Source organism: Brevibacillus sp. 1238 (genome assembly GCF_029892995.1).
GTDB lineage: Bacteria > Bacillota > Bacilli > Brevibacillales > Brevibacillaceae > Brevibacillus > Brevibacillus parabrevis.
This window is the reverse complement of record NZ_JARXWC010000004.1, coordinates 424,049-446,360: the sequence shown is the minus strand read 5'-3', so window position 1 is coordinate 446,360 and position 22,312 is coordinate 424,049. Positions and strand designations below refer to the sequence as shown.

The 22,312-nt window shown below is 55.5% G+C and carries 14 protein-coding genes; 13 read left to right on the top strand and 1 reads right to left on the bottom strand.

Annotation, left to right across the window (positions count from 1 at the left end; genetic code table 11):
- Positions 1 to 18: 18 nt before the first annotated feature.
- The 5 genes from M2298_RS13060 to M2298_RS13040 all read left to right on the top strand — a co-directional run bounded on the left by M2298_RS13060 (position 19) and on the right by M2298_RS13040 (position 5,154).
- Complete coding sequence (locus M2298_RS13060) at positions 19 to 1,461, top strand: NAD-dependent succinate-semialdehyde dehydrogenase (protein WP_122964330.1); 1,443 nt, start codon at positions 19 to 21, stop codon at positions 1,459 to 1,461.
- A 209-nt stretch (positions 1,462 to 1,670) separates the two neighbouring features.
- Positions 1,671 to 2,564 (top strand): cytochrome c oxidase assembly protein, encoded by an 894-nt coding sequence (locus M2298_RS13055; protein WP_122964331.1) that lies wholly within the window; start codon positions 1,671 to 1,673, stop codon positions 2,562 to 2,564.
- 34 nt (positions 2,565 to 2,598) lie between these two features.
- The gene (locus M2298_RS13050) at positions 2,599 to 3,057 is read left to right on the top strand and encodes a DUF420 domain-containing protein (protein WP_122964332.1); all 459 of its coding nucleotides are present in this window, start codon (positions 2,599 to 2,601) and stop codon (positions 3,055 to 3,057) included.
- A gap of 110 nt (positions 3,058 to 3,167) precedes the next feature.
- A complete protein-coding gene (gene cyoE / locus M2298_RS13045) occupies positions 3,168 to 4,103 on the top strand; it encodes a heme o synthase (protein WP_122964333.1) in 936 nt (311 codons plus the stop codon).
- A 136-nt stretch (positions 4,104 to 4,239) separates the two neighbouring features.
- Complete coding sequence (locus M2298_RS13040) at positions 4,240 to 5,154, top strand: COX15/CtaA family protein (RefSeq protein WP_122964334.1); 915 nt, start codon at positions 4,240 to 4,242, stop codon at positions 5,152 to 5,154.
- Positions 5,155 to 5,231: 77 nt separating this feature from the next.
- Here the strand turns inward: M2298_RS13040 and M2298_RS13035 are convergent, their stop codons facing one another.
- Positions 5,232 to 5,963, bottom strand: coding sequence for a hypothetical protein (locus tag M2298_RS13035; protein WP_280648600.1), 732 nt, complete (start codon positions 5,961 to 5,963; stop codon positions 5,232 to 5,234).
- 169 nt (positions 5,964 to 6,132) lie between these two features.
- Between M2298_RS13035 and M2298_RS13030 the strand changes: the two genes are divergently transcribed.
- From M2298_RS13030 to pyrH, 8 genes are all read left to right on the top strand, one after another.
- Complete coding sequence (locus M2298_RS13030; RefSeq protein ID WP_122964336.1) at positions 6,133 to 7,374, top strand: exonuclease SbcCD subunit D; 1,242 nt, start codon at positions 6,133 to 6,135, stop codon at positions 7,372 to 7,374.
- Positions 7,371 to 11,021 (top strand): SMC family ATPase, encoded by a 3,651-nt coding sequence (locus tag M2298_RS13025; RefSeq protein WP_280648599.1) that lies wholly within the window; start codon positions 7,371 to 7,373, stop codon positions 11,019 to 11,021. The genes M2298_RS13030 and M2298_RS13025 overlap by 4 nt, the downstream gene beginning before the upstream one ends.
- Positions 11,022 to 11,036: 15 nt before the next feature.
- Positions 11,037 to 14,534, top strand: a complete 3,498-nt coding sequence (addB, locus tag M2298_RS13020; RefSeq protein WP_217022194.1) for a helicase-exonuclease AddAB subunit AddB — start codon at positions 11,037 to 11,039, stop codon at positions 14,532 to 14,534.
- Entirely contained in the window at positions 14,503 to 18,315 is a 3,813-nt protein-coding gene (addA, locus tag M2298_RS13015) for a helicase-exonuclease AddAB subunit AddA (RefSeq protein ID WP_280648598.1), read from the top strand. Before addB ends, addA begins: the two co-directional genes overlap by 32 nt.
- 171 nt (positions 18,316 to 18,486) lie before the next feature.
- Positions 18,487 to 18,960 carry a DinB family protein gene (locus M2298_RS13010; RefSeq protein ID WP_217022196.1) on the top strand — a complete coding sequence of 158 codons (474 nt, stop codon included), beginning with the start codon at positions 18,487 to 18,489 and terminating at the stop codon, positions 18,958 to 18,960.
- A gap of 110 nt (positions 18,961 to 19,070) precedes the next feature.
- Entirely contained in the window at positions 19,071 to 20,477 is a 1,407-nt protein-coding gene (bcaP, locus tag M2298_RS13005; RefSeq protein ID WP_173596664.1) for a branched-chain amino acid transporter BcaP, read from the top strand.
- A gap of 107 nt (positions 20,478 to 20,584) precedes the next feature.
- Positions 20,585 to 21,103 carry a ribonuclease FAU-1 family protein gene (locus M2298_RS13000; protein WP_122964342.1) on the top strand — a complete coding sequence of 173 codons (519 nt, stop codon included), beginning with the start codon at positions 20,585 to 20,587 and terminating at the stop codon, positions 21,101 to 21,103.
- Between the two features lie 249 nt (positions 21,104 to 21,352).
- Entirely contained in the window at positions 21,353 to 22,087 is a 735-nt protein-coding gene (pyrH, locus tag M2298_RS12995; RefSeq protein ID WP_122964343.1) for a UMP kinase, read from the top strand.
- Positions 22,088 to 22,312: the final 225 nt, after the last annotated feature.

Below are 22,312 nucleotides of genomic sequence, written 5' to 3'. Positions count from 1 at the left end.
GTGAGAGGAGCGATAGTCATGGGAGAGTACAAGCAAATGTATATCAATGGAGAGTGGGTTTCTGCCGAGAGCGGCGAATCGATTCAAATCGTGAATCCGGCGACGGGCGAAGTCGTGGGAAGCGCTGCTTTTGGAGATTCCCGCGATGCCCAAAAAGCGATTGACGCTGCACATGAGGCTTTTGGAAGCTGGTCCCGTTTGACTGCTCGCGAGCGCTCCAAGTATTTGTACAACTTGTCCGAACTGGTCAAGCAGAGCCGTGACGAGCTGGCAGGCATCATCTCTGCGGAGATGGGCAAACCGCTTGGCGAGGCAAAAGGCGAAGTGCTGGGTGCAGCGGACAACTTCGTCTGGTATGCGGAAGAAGCGAAGCGCGTATACGGAGAGACGATCCCTTCGTCCGTGCCGAACAAGCGAATCATGGTGCTCCGTCAGCCTGTAGGCGTGGTCGGCGCGATTACACCATGGAACTTCCCCGTGAACATGGTTGCGCGCAAAATCGCTCCTGCACTGGCAGCTGGTTGCACAGTAGTCTTGAAGCCGGCGGAAGCGACACCGCTGTCTGCCATCCGCTTGTTTGAACTGATCGAGAAGGCTGGTTTTCCAAAAGGGGTCGTCAACCTCGTCATCGGCAAGCCGGAATCGATCGGCCAAGAGTTTATCGAGAATCCCAAACTGAGCAAAATCGGCTTCACAGGTTCCACTCGCGTCGGCAAGCTGCTGATGGAAGGAGCGGCGAAGCAAGTGAAGCGCGTCAGCATGGAGCTGGGCGGCCACGCGCCATTCATCGTCTTCCCTGACGCCGATCTGGATGCGGCAGTAAAAGGATTGTTTGAGAGCAAGTTCCGCAACTCCGGCCAAATGTGCATTTGCACGAATCGCCTGTATGTTCACGAAGATGTAGCCGACGCCTTTACCGAGAAATTGGTCGAGCGTCTGAAGCGGGCCAAAGTGGGAGACGGACGACTGAAGGAAACCGAAATCGGACCATTGGTGAACGAGCGCGCGCTTTCCAAAGTGCTGGAGCACATTGAGGACGCGAAAGGAAAAGGCGGCCAAGTCGTATACGGCGGCAACCGTCTGACAGAAGGCGACTACGCAAATGGCTTCTATTGCGAGCCTACCGTTATCTCCGGTGTGACCGAAGAGATGAAAATCGCAAACGAAGAAACGTTTGGACCAGTTGTTCCGCTCGTTCGTTTCTCAGACGAAGCAGACGTCGTGCGCCAGGCAAACGATACGCGCTACGGTCTGGCTGCTTACGTGTACACGCGTGACAACCAGCGCTGCTTCCGGATGGCAGAGCAGCTGGAGTACGGCATCGTCGGCATCAACGACGGATCGCCGACCCAGACGCAAGCTCCGTTTGGCGGATTCAAGGAAAGCGGCATCGGACGCGAAGGTGGACGTTACGGAATGGATGAGTATTTGGAGACGAAATTCGTTTCTTTCGGAGTGTAGTCCAGACCGCGTTTTACAAGGGGACCAGAGGAGATCTGGTCTTCTTTTTTTTTGCCAAAGCATTTGTCAACACTTTGTTCATTTTTCTTATCAAAGAAGCAGGCAATCAACGGTATAATGGAGATTGTATAGAGGGCACCCTTATTAGGTAGATTAGAATGTAAAAAAATTCAAATCGAGATAAAGCTCAGCTCGAAGGGAGGATATGAATGGGTCAGCATCAACACGAGCTGTCAGCGATGAACACGGGGGCATCCTTTTCAGATTTGTGGAGTCCCGACGTGATGCTCTTCACTCTTTTAATTGCCACGGTATATTTCCTGGTAACGGGTCCCATGCACAAGCGTTTTGAACATGCCACCACGGCGACAGCAAAGCAAAAGCTGCTGTTTGTCTTTGGCTTGCTGCTGTTTTACGCGGCACAAGGAAGCCCGATCAGCTATTATGGCCATCATTACTTGTTCAGCCTGCACATGCTGCAGCAGTCCATTTTGTATTTTGCCCTGCCTCCGATTGTGCTCTTGGCGATGCCGGAGTGGCTTTTGGAAAAAATCTTTCAGCCGCGGCCGCTCAAAGCGATTCTTCGCGCGGTTACTCACCCGCTGGTAGCGGCATTATTGTTCAACACGCTGTTTTCGTTCTACCATATACCGTTTATATTTGATGCAGCGGCTCTTAATCACGAGTGGATGACAGTCTACCATGTCGTCTTGATTTTCGCTGCTTTCGCTATGTGGTGGCCGATTGTCAGTCCATTGTCCGACAGCAAGAGACAGTTGGCGGGATTAAAAAAATTGACGTACATTTTTGCCAACGGGGTGCTGATTACCCCTGCCTGTGCGTTGATTATTTTCGCGTCCGATCCTTTGTATGCGACGTACATCTCGGCTCCGCAACTGTTCCCGAGCCTCGACACGTTCAGTGACCAGCGACTTGGTGGAATCATCATGAAACTGGTGCAGGAGCTTGTGTATGGTTCCGTGCTCGCCTACGTTTTCTACCACTGGTATAAGCAGGAGAAGCAGGAAGACCTGCCGATGGATGAGCAGCCCGCGGTTGCCCTGCTGAGAAAAACGCCGACGATGGATGAAGGCCGGGTATAAAAATATAGATAGATTATTTGAATGAGGTGTAGAAATGTCCATCTTGCTGCCTACGATAAGCACGTCGTTTATCGTCATCAGCGGTATTCTTGTCGCTTGTGGCTGGTATGCGGTCGCGAAGAAACAAATTGATAAGCACATGAAGATCATGAAGTGGGCCGCCATCTGTGCGACGATCTTCTTCATCACGTATGTATCCAGAACGGCTTTTGTCGGGAATACTCATTTCGGCGGGCCGGACAGCTTGAAGCCAATCTATCAGACGTTTCTCGTCTTTCACATCGTGCTGGCAACCGTAGGGGGAGTCATGGGGCTGATCACGCTCAGACACGCCTACAAGAACAACATTGCCGCCCACCGCAAAATCGGGCCGTGGACGTCGATCGTCTGGTTTGTGACCGCCATTACCGGAGCTACGGTGTACACGCTGCTGTATATCATCTATCCGGGCGGGGAAACGGCTGGCGTTCTGGATGTTATTTTTGGAAAGTAGCTTGGGCGCTTTTCAAGTTGACTAGCTTCTTTTGCTTTCGATACAATGGAAGTTAGTTCTTCATTCGGATATTCGCATGTTCAGATAGATTCAGACAGGAGGTACAAAACGTGGACCAGCAAGTGACAATGCAGGAATCGCTTAACAGCGAGACACCCCTGCACGCACAACCGGGAGAGCCGGCGACTTTTCGGGACTACGTAGAACTGACAAAGCCTGGGATTACCATGTCCAACCTGATGACTACCTTTGCTGCCCTATGGATGGCATCTTACGGTTTTCCAGACTGGAAACTAGCGATTTTCACCATGATTGGTACAGCTTTGGTGATCATGTCGGGTGCGACGTTAAACAACTACTACGACCGTGATTTGGACAAAAAAATGAAGCGTACCAAAGGGCGTGCGCTTGCAGCAGGGCGCATCGCGCCACGCACGGCCATCCTCTTGGGGATCGGCTTGCTGCTCGCAGGTCTTGCGGTGCTCGCCGTATTCGCCAATCCGCTGGCTGCTGTTTGGGGATTGATCGGTCATATTTTCTACGTGTTGATTTACACTCCGCTCAAACGCGTGACCACATTGAACACGGTCATTGGCGGGATTTCCGGTGCGGCTCCGCCTGTAATCGGCTGGGTTGCTGTAACGAACAGCATGGACCCGGCAGCGTGGCTGCTTTTCCTGATTTTGTTCCTGTGGCAGCCGCCGCACTTCCTTGCGCTGGCGATGCTGAAAACCGAGGAATACCGCGCAGGCAATCTGCCTATGCTGCCAGTTGTCAAAGGCTTCGCAGAAACGAAGCGGCAAATGGTTTTGTGGGGATCTGTCCTGTTCCCGGCTTCGTTGCTGCTCTTTATCCATGGAAGCGTTGGTTATGTTTACCTGGCTGTCATGGGCTTGATGGGAATCGTGTACATGGTGCTGCTGTTCCAAGGCTTCAAAGCCAAGGATGATCTGGCGTGGGCGCGCAAGCTTTTTGGCTACTCGATTCTGTATTTGACAGTCTTTTGCGCCGTCATTGTCATCAGCACAATGGTGTACCATTATTGACACGAAACACTCACCAAATGTTCACGGAACATCCCTTGCTTAGCAGGGGATGTTTCATTAATGTTAGAGAGGGCAACAGTTAAGAGGCTGCTTCACCGAGAGTCTCAAACATCACAAGAAATAGGGTGTATTCACTATGGAAAAATGGCTGAAACCTCTAGCCGTTCTTGCTACTCTCGTCATGTTTATCGTCATGATCGCCGGGTCGCTTGTGACCAAAACGGATTCGGGCCTGGGCTGTGGAAACGACTGGCCGCTCTGTAATGGGAAATGGGTTCCGGAGTATACCTTGGCTTCAATCATTGAATACATGCATCGGCTGATTACAGGCGTGGCAGGCATTGTGGTAATCGTTTTCTCCGTACTTTGCTGGCGTCATTACCGGGGCAATCAGGAAGTGCGCAATCTCGCCCTGTTCGGTTTGTTTTTTATCGTGCTGGAGTCCATTCTCGGCGCTTCCGCGGTGATCTGGCCGCAGTCGTCGTCCGTCCTGGCTCTGCACTTCGGATTTTCGCTTCTGGCCTTCACGGGCGTGTTCCTTTTGACCGGGTTCGTGTTGCAGCGCGACAAAATGGCGAGCATGGTGCAGGCAAAAGCCCCGAGAGGATTCCGCAACTGGATTTGGGCTGTGGCAGCCTACACGTACGGAGTGGTCTACCTGGGAGCGTACGTCAGACATACCGGCTCCAGCATGGCTTGTAGTGACTGGCCACTGTGCGAGGGGCAAATCATTCCCGAGCTGTCCGGGCAGATCGGCATTCAATTCGCACACAGGCTGGGGGCGCTAGTGCTGGCGATTGTGCTGTTGGCAACGATGATCTACGCTATCCGTCATTTCAAACAAACGCGTCGCGATCTGTACGGGGCGAGCATCCTCGCTTTTGTGCTGGTCATCGCTCAAGTGTTCAGCGGCGGCTTCGTCGTTTTGTTCCAGCTCCACCTCTACGCGACGTTGCTTCACTCGATGATCATCACAATTTTGTTTGGCGTCATTTGTTACATGTGCTTGCAGTCGCTCAAATCACCGCGGCCGGACAAGCTGAAACGATAAGCAGTAAGATGAAAAAAAGAGCCGCATTCCCTTTGATCGACCGGGAGTGCGGCTTTGTGCATCTGTGGCGAAAAGCGTCAGGGCGCGAGAGTGAATGCCTCGTTTTCAAAGCGGTATACTTGCAGCTTGGTTGACGATTTGCCAGAGAGCGGGCTGCCTGTATCCGGGTCAAGCTCCTGTTCCGTCGTCCAATAGTAGAGTGCAGGGTGCTGCTCGTCGTCAGTAAGAAGCTGGTAGTTGCCAAGCGTCTGGAAAAGTTGACCGCCTGGCACGAATGAGGTTTGCTTCAAAATACCGCTCCAGGCCTCGACCAGCTTGCCTTTTTCCATGTACCAGAGATGGGCTTCATAGGCAGATATTCCGGTTCCGCCTGTATGGTCAACCGTTTCAAACAAGCGTTTTCCCGCCACTTCCGCAGAGTCGTCTGAAGCATGCGGATCAAGCTGCGGGTGGTTGCGTTCGCTGGAAAAGTCCCATCGTTCCAATTGCAGGTGCGGGACGTTCCACGGTTTTTCCGCGACGAGCGAATAGGTGCGATCCGCTTTTTGATCAAGGATGTAAAACGTTCCGAGGTGTACCGTAGAATTTTGTTTGGCGACGATCTCCCAATCCGCGTCATCGTCCAGATTCGACAGTTGAAAATCAAAATTTGGCAAGGCGACAAGATTTTTTGCGCTCGCATTGATCCAGCCGATGACCTGCTCCGGGTTGGGAGTGGCGGGTTTGGCAGATTGGGGAGCGGCAGCGTGTACAAAGCTGGGCAAGGCCAGTCCGGCGAGGGCGAAAAACAACAGGCGGCGCGTCCACAAAATAAGCGTGCTCCTTTCTTTCATGTACCAGGGAATAGGTGATTCTAGTAAAAAGACGTCGAGAACGCGCAAAAGTAACCGGGAAGTACCGTAAATTTCAATCACGAACAGCGCTGTCTTTTGTTACAATGAAAAGCAAACACATGATCGTGAGGAAAGGATGGAAGTCATGCGCATTTTACATACGGCAGACTGGCATTTCGGCCGCCAGCTCGAAGGCCGGGACCGACGCGTGGAGCAGACGGCGTTTGTGGACGAGCTTTGCCGGATTGCGGAGGAACGCGAAGTCGATTTGGTACTGGTGGCAGGCGATGTGTACGATTCGGTTAACCCTCCGGCATGGGCAGAGGAGCTGTTTTACGAAGCGCTGGAACGGTTGTCCGCGGAAGGGCGGAGAGGTGTCGTTGTGATTGCGGGCAATCACGATCAGCCGGAACGGGTCAGGGCAGCAGCACCGCTCGCTACGAAGCAAGGGATTGTCTTGCTCGGCTTGCCGAAGGAAGCGCCGTTGATCGCCCAGGAAGTGTCGGCGGATCGCGTGCAGATCGTTCAGGGCGGGCCTTCCTGGCTGGAGTTGAAGGTGCCCGGCTGCGAGCACCATGCCGTAGTGCTTGCGCTGCCTTATCCATCGGAGTCGCGCTTGAAGGAGCTGCTCAGCGAGAGCTTTACCCAGGAGCAGATGCAGCTCGCCTTTTCCGAGCGGATTGCCCAGCTGTTTGCGGATTTGTCCGTGCATTTTCGCGAAGATACGGTGAATCTCGTCACCAGTCACTTGTTTGTCATGGGCGGCATGGAGACAGATTCGGAACGGCCGATTCAAATAGGCGGCGCCTTGACGGTGTCGCCGCAGGCGTTCCCGAAAAACGCCGATTACGTGGCGCTCGGTCACCTGCATCGGCTGCAAAAGCTCAGTGACAAGCCGCTCGTTCGCTACAGTGGCTCGCCGCTTTCCTACAGCTTTTCCGAAGCGGGACAGAGCAAGGCGGTCGTACTGGTCGAGGTGCAGCCGGGGCAGTCGGTGCAAGAAGAGATCATTTACTTGACGAGCGGTCGACCGTTGGCTCGCTGGAAGGCGACGGAAGGAATCGCCCAGGTCGAGCGCTGGCTGGCAGAAGGGCGGGATGCAGGCTCTTGGATTGATCTGGAGCTGCATGTTTCGGATGTCATCGACCCTGCTGAGTTCCAGCGTGTGCGCAAGCTATCGGATGACTTTTTGAAAATCCAGCGGGTCGTCGTACGCGAGCAGCGCGAGGAAGAAGAGGCGCAACGGGTGGAGTTGACCGAGCTGACAGCGGATCAGCTGTTCCGGCGATTTTATGAGCGCAAGCGGGGAGCGGCCCCGGACGATCGGCTTGTTGCCTTGTTTCAGCGTTTGCTCCAAGAAACCGGAGGAGAGGAGGAAGAAGCGTGAGACCGATACGATTGAAGCTGGCGGGAATGCACAGCTATCGAGAGATGCAGGAGGTTGACTTCGAAATTTTGTGCCAGGCGGGATTGTTTGGGATTTTCGGGCCGACGGGAAGCGGAAAATCGACAATCCTCGATGCGATTACACTGGCGCTTTACGGTCAGGTCGTTCGTCTGGGCGGAGGCAATCATCCGAAAGAAGTGCTGAACCAGTTGGAGCAGCGCGTCTTCGTTTCTTTTACTTTCGAGCTGGGCACAGGCGATGAGCGCAAGCGATATACGATCGAGCGGGAATTTGGCCTGGATAAAAAGGGAAACAAGCGACAGCCGGAAGTGCGGCTGATTCAGTCAGGCGCTTTGACCGGAGAGCCGGACGTTGTGCTGGAGTCGAAGGCGACGGCTGCCACTGCGGCGGTGGAGGACTTGATTGGCTTGACGCTGCAAGACTTTACCCGTGCCGTTGTGTTGCCGCAGGGGCAATTTTCGCGATTCCTGACATTGAAAGGCAGCGAGCGCAATGAAATGCTGCAACGGATGTTCCGGCTGCATATTTACGGGGAAAAGCTGAGCGAACGGGTACGGCACGCCCTTGATCAGGTAAAAGAGCAAATGCATCAGTTACAGCTTGCGACAGCGGCTTTGGGTGATGCGGGGCCAGAGGCTTTGGAGCAGGCGAGACAAACTTTCGCAGAGGCAGCCAGCATCGAGCGGGAATTTACGGAGCAAAAGCAGGAGCTGACGGGCAAGCTCAAGGAGCTGGAACAGCTTCACCAGTGGCAGGCAGAGCTTGCGGGCGTGCAGCAGCAGTTGCAACAGCAGACGGCAAAGGAAGCGGAAATGGCTGCTTTGACTTCGCGAATGGGCGAGTGGGAGGCGAGCATCCGCTTGTGGCCGCTGGTGCAGCAATACGAGCGGCTCGACCAGGAGTGGGTCAGGACCGGGCAGGCATTGGAACAAAGCCGCGGACAACAGGAAGCGGCGCGGCTTGCTCTGGAAGAGGCAGAAGCTCAATATGCGCAGGCTCAGGCGGAGCTGGCTGCTCAGGAACCGCAGTTGATCGAGCAAAAAGGCAGACTGGTGCAAGCTCAGGAATGGGAAGCCGAGCTAAAAGCGATTCGCGAGGAACAGACCGCTTTGGAGCGGGAGTGGCAGGAAGTCTCGCGTGGCCTTTTGCAAACAGAACAGCAGCTACAGCAAGACGAAGCAGCCTTGGAGAACTGGCAGCAGGAGTGGAACAGGCTGGAGGAAGCGAGCCAAAAGGCCATGGTTGCTCCGGAGTGGCGAGATCGGATCACGCAGGCGAGAGAAGCGAAACAGCAGTGGGAACGGGAGCAAGCGAAGCTGCGTGAGCAAGAAACAGAGCAGAAGACGCTTGTGCAGCGTTTGCAGGTGTTGACCGAAAAGGCCGCTGCGGATAAGCGCGACTGGGAGCAGGCAGAGAGCCACCTGGCAGCGCACAAGGAGCAGATGGCGAAAGCAGCGGACAAGCCGGTCATGAGCGATGCAGAGTGGGAGCAGTCCCGCAATGTGCTGGGCGAAATGAAGCAGATCGGCCGCCAATGGCGGGAAGGTTTGCAGGCTGTGGAAGGCTGGCAGGAAAAGCGGCAAAAGATCGAGCAGGAGCACATACAGGTGCAAAAGCGCTGCCAGGAGTTGGCGCTGGCCGCTCAATCGAGCGAGGCGATTGTTCTTGCGCGCCAGACCGAGCGGGAGGAGCTTAGGCAGGCGTGGGAGCAGTGGCAGCAGGAAAACATGGCGCGCTATTTGCGAGAGCGTCTGGAACAGGGCAAAGAATGTCCAGTGTGTGGCTCTGTGCACCATTCGCTGGATCATCAGGACCAATTGGCGGACGGGGAAGCCAAAGTCGCTGGCGATGAGCTGCGTACACGCATCAAAGCCGCAGAGGAAGCAGGGAAGGCTGCCGAACAGAAAGCAGCCGGAGACAAAGAAGCGTGGGTCGTTGCCAAAGGGGCGTTGGCAGCCGTCGAGGAGCGGCTTGCCGCGATACAGGCAGAGCACAAAGAGCTGGCGGCGCGGCTAACTGCCATCAAGGCGGAGTGTCACGGGCATGGACAGCCTTGGGCAGTCGACACTTTTGAAGAGCTGATCAGTGTGTACCAGCGCGAGGAAAAAGCGTTGGCAGCCAAGCATGCCGAACGGGAACAGGCAAAAGCCGAGCGGGAGCAGCAGCAAAAGCAGCTGGAAGTGCTCCGCGAGGCAGAGGCCGACAAGAAGCGGCAAATGGAAAAAAGCGCGCTGTTGCTCGAACAGGCGCAGCAGTCAGCAGCGGAAATGCAAGCCCGCCTTGCTGTGGTGCAGCAAGCTGCCAACCAGGCATGGCAAGCGCTGAATGAGGTGCGCCAAGACGTTCCTGTTGAGGACATTGACCAGCAGTATGAGGAAATCGGCCGTCTGGATCGGCTGCTGGCACAGCTGCAGCGCACGCGTGCCGAGCAGGAAGCGCTGAAGAGCCAGCTTTTGACACAGGTGGAGACAGCCAAGACGCGCAGAGCCGACTGGAAAAACCGTGAAGCTGCTCTCGGAGAACGCCTGGCAGACAGGAAGCGCATGTGGGAGCAAAAGCACGCCCAGTGGCTGGAGCGGACAGGCGGCACTCCCGCGAGCGAAGGGCTGGCTCGGACGGAGCAGGCGCTGTCGCTTTTGCGTCAAGCGTTGGCACAGGCAGAAGACAAACGAAAAACGGCTGCCGAGGCAAGACAATTGGTTCAAAACGATTTGGTCAAGCATTCCGAGGCGCTGGCTGTCTTGACGAGACAGCGGTCAGAGGCGCACGAGGCTTTGTATCAAGGGTTGCAGGAGACGGGCTTCGCCAACGTGGAACGGGTACAAGAAAGGTACGCAGAGCGCGGGCAATTGCCCCAAGCAAGGGAGCAGGTCGAAGCGTATACGCGTGCTTTGACACAGCTGCGTTACGAGGAAGACAGGCTGCTGCAAGCCATCGCAGGGCGCACGGTCAGCACGGAAGAACTGCTCGCTGCCAAAGAGGCGTGGGGCACATGGGAGCAGTCTTTTGCCGAGGCGCAAAAGCAAGTCGCCGTAGCGAAAGAGCATGTCGATCGCATGGAAAAAAACCATAGCAAGTGGCAGGAGCTGCACCAGCAAATTGTCGAGCAGCAAGATGAGCAAAGCCGTCTGGAAGAACTGAAAAAGCTGTTTGAAGCCAAGGCGTTTGTCCAGTTCATTGCCGAGGAAAAGCTGGTGACGATTGCGAGAGATGCTTCCTACCATCTGAAGCGGATGACGGCCAATCGCTACGGATTGGAAATCGGCGACGAGGGAGAGTTTGTCCTGCGCGACGAGGGCGCAGGCGGTATGCGCCGTCCAGTCAGCACCTTGTCCGGCGGAGAAACGTTCCTGACCTCGCTGTCGCTGGCGTTAGCCTTGTCGATGGAGATTCAGATGCGCGGCGGCAGACTGGAATTTTTCTTTTTGGACGAAGGCTTTGGAACGCTCGATCCCGAGCTGCTGGAGGTCGTCATGGATGCGCTTGAGCGGCTGCGCATGGACGATTTTACGATTGGCGTCATCAGTCACGTTCCGGAAATACGTGTGCGCATGCCGCGCCGTCTGGTAGTGACTCCGGCAGAGCCGATGGGCAAAGGCAGCAAGCTGATGCTGGAAATGGAGTAGGGAAGGGGAAACAACATGGCAGTCCAATTCATACTGGGACGGGCAGGAACGGGCAAGACAGAAGCGATTCGTCAGCAGATGCAACAGCGACTGCGTGAACAGCCGCTGGGTACGCCGATGATTTTGCTTGTGCCGGAACAGGCCAGCTTTCAGGAAGAATACGCCCTCGCCACCTTGCCCGGGCTGAGTGGCGTGATTGGCTCGCAAGTATTGAGCTTCGGACGGCTGGCTCATCGGCTGCTACAAGAACTAGGGGATTTAACGACGGTAGCGGTTGACGATCTCGGAAAGCACATGGTGCTGCGCATGCTTTTGGAGCGGCATAAAGAGGAGCTGCAAGTATTCGGGCGGTCTGCGATGCAGCCGGGCTTCGCCTCCCAGCTCGGCCGTCTGATCAGCGAGTGCAAGTCGTATGGCGTTTCTTTTACCCAATCGGAAAATGTGGATTGGGGGGGAGCGAACCTCAATCAAAAAATAAGCGACTTGCGGCTGATCATGAACGCCTATGAAGGATACATGGCAGAGGGCTACTGCGATGCGGACGATATTTTGAACCGGGTAGCGGTCATGGTGCCTGACTCCGCGTACATCCGACAAGCAGAAATTTTTATCGACGGCTTCACCGGCTTTACCAACCAGGAGCTGAGAGTCATCGAGCAGCTGATGCTGCATGCCAGACAGGTGACGATTGCCCTGACGTTGGACCCGGACGAACGGGATGCTTCTGTCGATGAGCTTGGATTGTTCCATCCGACGTTGCGCACGTATCAGGCGCTGTCGCTTATGGCGCGAGAAGCGGGCGTTTCCATCGCCAAACCGCTGCTTTTGAACGAGACAAGGCGCTTTGTGACCAGTCCGTGGCTGCGCCAGCTTGAGCAGGCTTATTTCCAATGGGGAGCGCCGCCGCCTGTCGGTGAGGCTGGGCGCACGGATGAGGTAGCTCTGCTCTCTGCCGTGAACAGGCGGGCCGAAGTGGAAGCCGTCGCGCTGAAAATTGTCGCGCTTGCCAGGGAAGAAGGATACCGCTGGAGAGACATGGCGATCTTGCTGCGGGAAATCGGCACGTATGCCGATGAAATCTCGGCTGTATTTACCGATTACGGCATCCCGCACTTTTTGGACAAGAAGCGTACAGTGATGAATCATCCGTTGGTGGAGCTTGTGCGGTCGGCTTTGGAGGTCGTCACAACGAAATGGCGGTATGACGCGGTTTTTCGCTGTTTGAAAACAGACTTGCTCGTAATGGACATTACGGACGAACGCACGGCTCGCAAGGAAATCGACCGATTGGAAAATTATGTGCTGGCACACGGCGTATTCGGCTACCAATGGGCGGAGGAGTCTGCGTGGCGTTTTCGCGGACAAGCCGGGGCTGCGGAAGATGCGCAGGCTGATGAGCTGAGGCGAAAGTACGCTGCTCCGCTGCTTGCCTTTGAACGGGAGCTGAAGCAGGCCACGGGCAAAAGCGTTCGGGACATGACGCTCGCCCTGTACAACTTGCTGATCGCTCTCGATGTGCCAAACAAGCTGGAATATTGGCAGCGAAAAGCTGAAAAAGAGGGCGATCTCGATGCGGCGCAGGTGCATGGTCAGGTGTGGACCGGGCTTGTCGAGCTGATGGATCAAGTCGTAGAGGTCATGGGCGACGAAAGCATGGATTTGGCTACTTATGCGCGTGTCCTCGACAGCGGACTGGAGTCGATTGAGCTTGGACTTGTACCGCCCGCGCTGGATCAAGTGCTGGTCGGGGCCATGGAGCGTTCCCGCCAGCCTGACGTCAAGGCGCTGTTTATTCTCGGAGTAAATGAAGGGATTATTCCTTTGCGCCCGAAAGAAGAAGGCATTTTGGATGAAGCTGAGCGCGAGCGGCTGGCAGAAATGGGACAATCGCTTGCGCCAAGTGCCAAGCAAAAGCTGATGGCAGAGCCGTATCTTTTGTACCAGGCGATGACGCGGCCGTCCGAGCGGCTGACGATGAGCTGTGCCCTGGCCGATGAAGAGGGCAAGGCACTATTGCCGTCCGCGGTGTTCTCGCGCATCAGGGAAGTGCTGCCGGGTTTGTCGCACGAAGTGTTTTACAATGAGCCGACTGGCGAAGCGGATACAGACGCCTTTTTGCTTGGGCAGCCGAGAAGGGTGTTTCGCCACCTGCTTACCCTTTTGCGCTCGATGAAAAAGACGGGCGAGCTGCCTGTCTTCTGGTGGGAAGTGTACGACTGGTACCTTCGTTCCTCGACAGAGGAGCTGCGGGAAAAATGGCTGCTGGGCGGCTTGCGCTACCGCAATCTCCCGGAAGAGCTGGACAGGCAGACGAGCGCGACTTTGTACGGAAAGCAGTTGAAAATGAGCGTGTCGCGTCTGGAACGCTTTCAGGCGTGTCCGTTTTCCCACTTTTCCTCGCACGGCTTGCGGCTGTCCGAACGGACGATGTACAAGCTGGAGCGGTTCGATGTGGGGGAATTGTTCCACGCCTCGCTCAAACGCGCCGTGGAAAAAATGAATCAGGAAAATCTGGAGTGGAGCAGGCTGACGGAAGATCACAGCATGCAGCTGGCCAGCGAAGTCGTGTCTGAGTTGGTGCCGCAGACGAGAAGCAGCATCCTCACCCGGACAGCTCGCTATCGCTATTTGTCCGGCAAGCTGATGCGAGCGGTCGGCCGCGCCATTTACGTGCTCGGGGAGCATGCGAAGCGCAGCCGTTTTGCTCCGATAGGGCTGGAAGTTTCCTTCGGGCCGGGTTCGGATTTGCCAGGCTTGGTGCTGACGCTTGATAACGGCGTGGAGTTGCAGTTGATCGGACGCATCGACCGTGTGGACCAGTCGCTGGACAGTGAGGTTCCGTATTTGCGCGTCATCGACTACAAATCAAGTCCCAAGCAGCTATCGCTTTCAGACGTGTGGAACGGGCTGAACTTGCAACTGCTCGTCTACCTGGATGTCGTCGTGGAAAATGCAGAGGCATGGCTGGGCAAAAAGGCGGAGATGGGCGGCGTCTTCTACTACCAGGTGGCGGACCCGTTTGTGACAGCCAAGCGGTTGCTGACAGCCGACGAAGCAGCCAAGGAGCGGGCCAAGCGTTTGCGCATGAAAGGGCTGATGCTGGCTGATCCGGAGCTGGCCAGGATGATGGACGGATATGTCGAGCAAGGCCCGTCCGAGTTGGTTCCTTTTGAACTGAAAAAAGACGGGACGCTTTCTTCGCGTTCTTCTGTGGCTACAGCCGAGCAATTCCAGGCATTGACGACATACGTGCGCGATACGGTGAAGCAAATCAGCACGCGGATGACGGACGGGGAAATACAAATCCAGCCTTATTCCAACGGGACGATGACGGCGTGCGATTACTGTTCGTACAAGCCTGTGTGCCAGTTTGACGGGGAGACGGGCGGCAATGAGCACAGGCAGCTGTCCAAATGGAACAACAAACAAATCTGGAGCATGCTGGCCGAACAGCAACTGACGGGAGAGGGGGATGCCACGGATGGCGGAGCAAGCGATGCAGGCCAAGCCTGAGCAGTGGACGGACGAACAATGGCAAGCGATCATTCAGCGCGGGAGCAATCTGCTCGTCGCGGCGGCGGCAGGCTCGGGGAAGACGTCCGTGCTGGTCGAGCGGATTATCCGGCGCATCATGGATGAGCACGACCCTGTCGGCGTCGACCAGCTTTTGGTTGTGACTTTTACCAATGCCGCGGCGGCCGAGATGCGTCACCGGATTGGCGATGCGCTGCAAAAGGCGCTCAAGGAGCAGCCGCATTCCGCGCATTTGCGCAGACAGCTGGCGCTCTTGCAGCGGGCCACGATTACGACGCTGCACTCCTTTTGCCTTGGCATTCTGCGGCAGTATTACTATTTGCTTGAGCTTGACCCGGATTTTCGCATCGCCGACCAGATGGAGGGCGAGCTGCTCCGGCAAGACGTTCTGGAGGAACAGCTGGAGAGCTGGTATGAAACCGACCCGGATTTTCACGCGCTGGCAGATATCATACTGGACGGGCAGGACGATCAGTCACTGGCTGTGCTGCTGTTGCGATTGTACGAGTTTTCCCGCAGCCATCCCTCACCGGAGCAATGGCTTGCCGAGGCAGCCGCTATGTTTGACATCCCGCCAGGAAAAGGGCTGGACGGGCTAGTCTGGGCCAACAGCGTGCTGCAATCTGTGCAGCTGCAACTCATCGGCATGGCGGGGAAAATGAGCAGGGCGCAGGAACTGGCGGCGTCTCCAGAAGGTCCGGTGGCGTACTTGCCGCTTTTGCAGGCGGAGGCTCAGGCGCTAAAAGAAGCTGCGGCTTCGTGCAAGCAAGGCTGGGAAGCAGCGAGCCAGGCTGTTTGCGGGGTGACGTTTGCCAAGCTGCCACCCGTGAAGGGAACGGACCCGGATACGAAGGAGCAGGTTCAAGGGCTGCGCAACGGCGTGAAAAAGGAGCTGTCCGAGCTGATCGAGCAGTATTTTTCGATGACAGCCGAGCAGTATGCTGCCGATTTGCAGCGGATTGCTCCGCACATGAAGACGCTGGCGCGACTCGTTACCGAGTTTTCCGACGCTTTCCAAATGGAAAAGCGCTCGCGCGGCTTGGTGGACTTCGGCGATCTGGAGCATCTTGCCTTGAGCATTTTAATGACGACCGATGACGCTGGCGAGCTTGTTGCTTCTTCCATATCCGAGCAGCTGCGCGATCAGTTCGCGGAAGTGCTCGTCGACGAATATCAGGATATCAATCTCGTGCAGGAAACGATCTTGCGCATGGTTTCGCGCGACGGAACAAACGAGTCTGTGGCAAATCGCTTTATGGTAGGTGATGTCAAGCAGAGCATTTACCGCTTTCGCTTGGCTGAGCCGAAGCTGTTTCTGGAAAAGTATTTGACTTACCGTCAAGCAGGCGAAGCCGATCCGGGACGACGAATCGATCTGGCAGCCAACTTCCGGAGCAGACGCGAGGTTGTCGATGCGGTCAACTTTTTGTTTCGGCAAATCATGTCTCCGGGCGTCGGGGAGATTGACTACGATCAGTCAGCCGAGCTGATCAACCGCGCATCGTATCCCGAAGCGGAGCCAGGCAGGCTGCAGGCGGAAGTGCATCTGATCAATCGCAGCGCGGCCGAGCCAGAGCAGGGACAGACGTGGTCGGCAGAGGCGAGCGATGAGGGCGAGACGGCAGGCGTTCCCGACACGGCGGGTGAGACGGTGGAAGAAGCGAGCGTCGCCCAACTGGAGGCGCGGCTGATCGCCAGCCGCATTCGCCGCTGGATGGAACCGGGAGAGGGAGAGTCTCCCCTGCTTGTCTTTGATAAAAAAGCAGGCGGGATGCGTCCGCTTGCGTACCGGGATATCGTCATCCTGCTGCGTGCGACCTCTGGCTGGGGGCAGACGATGCAGGACGAGCTGCACGCTGCGGGGATTCCTGTCTACGCCGAACAGACGGCAGGGTATTTCGCTGCGACAGAAGTAGAGACGATGCTGTCGCTTCTGCGCGTGATTGACAATCCTTTGCAGGACATTCCGCTCGCGGCCGTTTTGCGTTCGCCGATTGTCGGTCTGCGCGAGGAACAGCTTGCGCACATCCGCATCGAGTATCCAACGGGGCCGTTTCACTTGGCTGTCATTCAGTATGCAGAGGAGCGGGCGGCGCAAGAAGCGTGGGAAAAACGGCTGCGCCACTTTTTCTACAAGCTGGAAGGCTGGCGGACGCATGCCCGCAGAGGGGCGCTGTCCGAGCTGTTGTCCGTCTTGTATCGCGAGACAGGCTACCTCGACTATGTGGCAGCGCTGGAAAACGGGCAGCAGCGGCAGGCCAATTTGCGTGCGCTTTACGATCGGGCACGCCAGTACGAAGCGGGTTCTTATCGCGGCTTGTTCCGCTTTTTGCGCTTCGTGGACAGGCTTCAGGAAGCAGGCAATGACATGGGCGAGGCGCGCACGATCGGAGAAAACGAGGATGTCGTGCGGATCATGACGATCCATAAGAGCAAAGGGCTGGAGTTCCCTGTCGTGTTCGTGGCAGGCATGGGCAAGCAGTTCAACACGATGGATTTGAAAAGCGCCTTTTTGCTGCACAAGGACTTGGGCTTTGGCCCGATGGCCGTAGAGCCGTCCATGCAGCTTCGCTACCCGAGCATCGCGGCATTGGGTATTCGCCAGCAACTGCGCCGGGATATGCTCGCGGAAGAAATGCGCGTGCTGTACGTCGCTTTGACGCGCGCCCGCGAAAAGCTGATTCTCGTCGGCTCGGCGAAAGACTTGGCCAAAAGCGTGACGGATTGGGGCAGGCAAGGCGACGGGGAGCGGCTCAGCGATGAAGATTTGATCCAGGCCAAAGGATATTTTGACTGGGTCGGCCGTGCCTTGCTGCGGCATCCGTCAGCGGGAGACTTGCGCGCTTATCCGCAGACGCAAGGAGCAGGAGAAGCAGTGCGGGTCAGAACGATTATCGACGACTCCGACTGGTCTTTTCATTTTTACCAGGCAGACGAGCTAAAGGCACAACAGGAAGCCGCCAGCGACGACATGAATTTGTGGGAGCGAGTGACGAGACGGGAAGCAATCGCGGAGCGGCCTCGCGACGAAGCGTTGCGAGAGTTGGTAGAGTCCAGGCTCGGCTGGTCTGACCCGCACCCGATCACTCCCGGAGTAGCAGCCAAGTGGAGCGTCAGCGAGCTTACGCGAATGGCCAAGGTCACGAAAAATGGTCAGCCGTTCGCCTTGCCTTCCATTACGGAAAAGCCGAAGTTTTTGGCTGAACAAAAGTCGAATCGTTTGACGGCGGCTGAAAAAGGGACGATCACGCACCTGGTCTTCCAGCATCTTGACTTGCAGCGAGCGCTGGATGAGGCGGATATTCGCGAGCAAGTCGCGGAGCTGGCGGCGCGCCGCTTTTTGACGGAGGAGCAGGTACAGGCGGTAGACGTTGCCCAGATTGCCCGATTTTTTGCCGATCCGCTTGGACAGCGCATGAAAGCGGCCAAGGCTGTCCACCGCGAGCTGCCATTTACCTTGGCGCTTCCAGCCCATGAGGTAGAGCCACAGCTTGCCGAAGCTGCTGCCGAGAGAATCATCGTCCAAGGGGTGATAGACTGTCTTTTGGAGGAAGAGGACGGCGGTCTTGTTTTGATCGACTTCAAGACAGACTGGATGGCGAAGGAAGCTTCAGCGAACGCGATGGAAGAAATGAAACGAAGATACAATGGGCAAATCAGTCTCTACATTCGGGCGATCAAACAAATTATCAACCCTTCCCGGGAAGTGGAAAGCCATCTGTATTTGCTGTCAGGAGGCTACTCGATCCGTTTTACTTAGCCGCAGGATGAAGGACCAGAGGCTCAAAGGCTCAGAGGTTCAAAGGAAAAGCACCGTTTTCAGTCGAAAGCGGTGCTTTTTTGCAGGCTTATCCGTTACCGATAGCACGAATGCGAACATATGTGCTAATATAAAAGGAATGGGAAACTTTTCTTGCGGGAGGTATCGGGGATGAAAGAGCTGTTTGCCTATAACTGGCTGGTGCGGGATGAATGGTTTGCATGGTGTGCCAAGCTGCCGGACGAAGAATTGCTGCAAAAAAGAGTCGGCGGAGCGGGGAGCATCCTGTACACGCTGTTTCATGTAGCTGATGTGGAGTATAGCTGGCTGCGCGGTGTACAGGGGAAGCCCGATGTCCAGTTGTCCTACGAGGAGCATCAATCGCTTGGGCAAATCAAAGCGCTGTCAGACGAGTGGCGAGAAGAGCTGCGCGAGTTTCTGGACAGTTGGACACAAGCCAGCGAGACGGAGCCTGTGCGTGTGGAATGGAGCACGGAGGAATACGTCAAAGGTGAAATCTTGCGCCATGTGATCGCTCACGAAATTCACCATATGGGGCAGCTGTCTGTTTGGGCAAGAGAGCTTGGACGTCCTCCCGTCTCTGCCAATTTCATCGGCAGAGGGCTTATGCGGAGCAACGGCTAAGCGCTGAGCGCAATCCCGCTTGGGAAAGCATGCATAATTTTCCTCCTGCCTGCTCATACTCCAACTGTTTCGATTGCAGCTGGAATGTCCGGGCGGGAGGTACGCACAATATGGCGTTAAAAGAACAGTTATTGAGGAAAAAGTCGATTGAAAGCTTGCTCGCGCAGGTAGAGAGCAAGCATGGAGCGCTGAAAAAATCGCTGGGCGCGTTTGATTTGACCATGCTTGGCATCGGGGCGATTGTCGGTACAGGCATTTTTGTGCTTACAGGAGTGGCGGCGGCTGAGCACGCTGGCCCTGCACTGGTTTTGTCCTTTGTCTTGTCCGGGCTTGCCTGCGTGTTTGCCGCTTTGTGCTACGCCGAGTTCGCCTCGACGGTTCCTGTATCGGGGAGCGCCTATACTTACAGCTATACGGCTTTTGGCGAACTGGTAGCCTGGATGATCGGCTGGGACCTGATCTTGGAGTACGGGGTAGCTTCGGCTGCGGTGGCGAGCGGCTGGTCGGGATATGCGCAAGGACTGCTTGCCGGTTTTGGCATTCATTTGCCTGTAGCCTTGACCAATGCATTCGACACTTCCAAAGGCACGATCATTGATTTGCCAGCGGTCATCATTATTTTTGTCATTACGCTTTTGCTTATGAAGGGGACGCGAGAGTCGGCCAAGTTCAACACGGTCATGGTGCTGATCAAGGTGGCGGTCATTCTCCTGTTTCTCATTGTCGGGATCGGCTACGTCAAGCCGGAAAACTGGAGTCCGTTCATGCCGTTTGGCTTTGCCGGGGTAGCGACGGGCGCTGCTACTGTCTTCTTTGCTTTTATCGGATTCGACGCAGTTTCTACGGCTGCCGAGGAAGTGCGCAACCCGCAGCGCGACATGCCGATCGGAATCATTACTTCGCTTCTGGTGTGCACCTTGCTCTATATCGCCGTCTCCCTGACGCTGACAGGCATCGTGCCTTATGACATGCTGAACGTGAAAAATCCGGTAGCTTTTGCTTTGAATTACGTCAAGCAGGACTGGGTGGCTGGCTTCATTTCACTCGGGGCGATTGTCGGCATTACGACGGTACTGCTGGTGATGATGTACGGACAGACCCGGCTGTTTTTTGCCATGAGCCGTGACGGCTTGTTGCCCGCTGTGTTTTCACGGGTGAACCCAGAGACGCAAGTGCCGCAAAAAAGCACAATCATCGTCGGCATTCTCGTCGCCATTTTCAGCGGATTGTTGCCGCTTAACAAGCTGGCTGAACTGACGAACATCGGAACGCTGTTCGCGTTTATTCTCGTTTCCATCGGTGTGGTTGTGCTGCGGAGGACGAATCCGGAATTGCGGCGCTCGTTTCGCACGCCGCTTGTTCCGCTCGTTCCGATTTTGGCAGTGCTGTTCTGCGGCTATTTGGTGTATAGCTTGCCGTCTATTACCAAAATCGGCTTCATCGCCTGGCTGATTGCTGGCGCGATCGTCTATTTTTTGTACGGACGCAGGCACAGCCATTTGCGGGATGGCAAATAGCGACAGATGAGGCATGTTCTTGCGGGAACATGTCTTTGTTTGCATCTGACAAAACCATCCAATTCGTGGTAGAGTAAAAGGAACCAAAATGACGAGGAGCACTGGCCATGAAGCGAAAACGAGCAGACCGACCTGGATGGAGACGCGTCAAGCGAATGGGCTATCAGGAAAAGTGGGTAGAGGCTTTGTCTTTTTCCGGGTATGCTGTTCGTTTGACTCTGGACGAAGTAACGGAGCCTGCCTACATGCCTGTTGGGGAAAAGCTGCTGTGCGTAGGCGACAGAGGGTATGTGTACCTGCAATACTTTCCACATGAAAAGCCTTATGCCGTCACGAAGATGATGGACGAGCTGGGAAATACCGTCCAGTGGTACATCGACATCTGCAAGGCGCATGGCAAGGATGAGAGCGGTCATATCTGGTATGACGATCTTTACCTCGACATTGTGGTGCTGCCGCAGGGCGAAGTGTATTTGCTCGACCAGGATGAACTGGATGAAGCGCTGCAAAAAGGTGTGATTGACAGCGACGAGCACAGCTTCGCTACCGAGGTTGCCGATCAGCTCCTGCGGGATATTTTGGCTGGTAAGCGAGATGCTTTTGATTTTCCGAATTTCTTTGCATAATGGGCAAGACGTGCATAAAATGAGGATGAGTTCCAGACCATTTTACGATGAAGATGAAGGAGGGGGAATCCGAATGACAATGCCAATGCAAAGCAAGCAAGTCCAATTCCCCTGTATTTTGTGAAGAACGAAGGCTGTCATTGCTTTCGTTCTTTTTTTGAGCCGTAAAAGGGGATGGAGGCGAGCAGGGCATCTATCGCTATCGCTTGTTTGGAAGCAAAAGAAAAAGCGGATTGAGGAGGAGACGCCATGAGGTATAAGCGGGTGTTGGTCAAATTGAGCGGTGGAGCGGTTGCGCAGGAGAACGGGTTTGGTTTTGATCCGGTTCAGTTGGAGCATATCGCGGGGGAAATTTATTCTTTGCTGGACATGGGCGTCGAGGTCGCAATCGTCATTGGCGGCGGCAACATTTTCCGGGGAAACATGGCGGACCAGTGGGGGATCGAGCGGGTCGAGGCAGACAACATCGGAACGTTGGCAACCGTGATCAACAGCCTGATGCTTCGCGGGGTGTTAAAGGCTCGCGTCAATACGGAAGTCCGGGTCATGACAGCTGTGCCGATCAATGCGGTCGCGGAACCGTATATCCGCCTGCGCGCCGTGCATCATCTGGAAAAGGGCTACGTAATCATTTTTGCTGGCGGAAACGGTCAGCCGTACGTAACGACAGACTATCCAGCGGTGCAACGCGCCCTGGAGGTGGAAGCAGATGCGTTGCTGGTGGCAAAGCATGGAGTAGATGGCGTGTACACGGCCGATCCGCGCAAAGATGCGACCGCACGCCAATATGTGGAAGTATCGTTTGACGAGGTAGTCCGGGAAGACCTGCGCGTCATGGACCAGTCCGCGATGATTTTGGCGAGAGATTACGGCTTGCCGCTGCACGTCTTCAATTTCAACGAGCCTGGAGCGATGGCGCAAATCTGTCGCGGAGAGCAGGTCGGAACGTTTATCAGCAAAGACGGCAGAGCCGTTTACAAGTGATAGGCAATATAGGGCAAAACGAAGTAAGGCCGCTCCTTTTTAAAAAAGGGCGGCTTTTTTTAGTGAGGCAGTTTCTTTTGTTTTGCGAATGAACAGGAAGCATGGAAGGTGATGACGTGGAGAAAAGCACTTTTTACCACTGAAAATTGAGCTTAGCGAACTATCAGATGAAGAAGAAAGCACCGGAAATGACCCCCTTAGGAAAAATAACCAGCAGATAAAGTC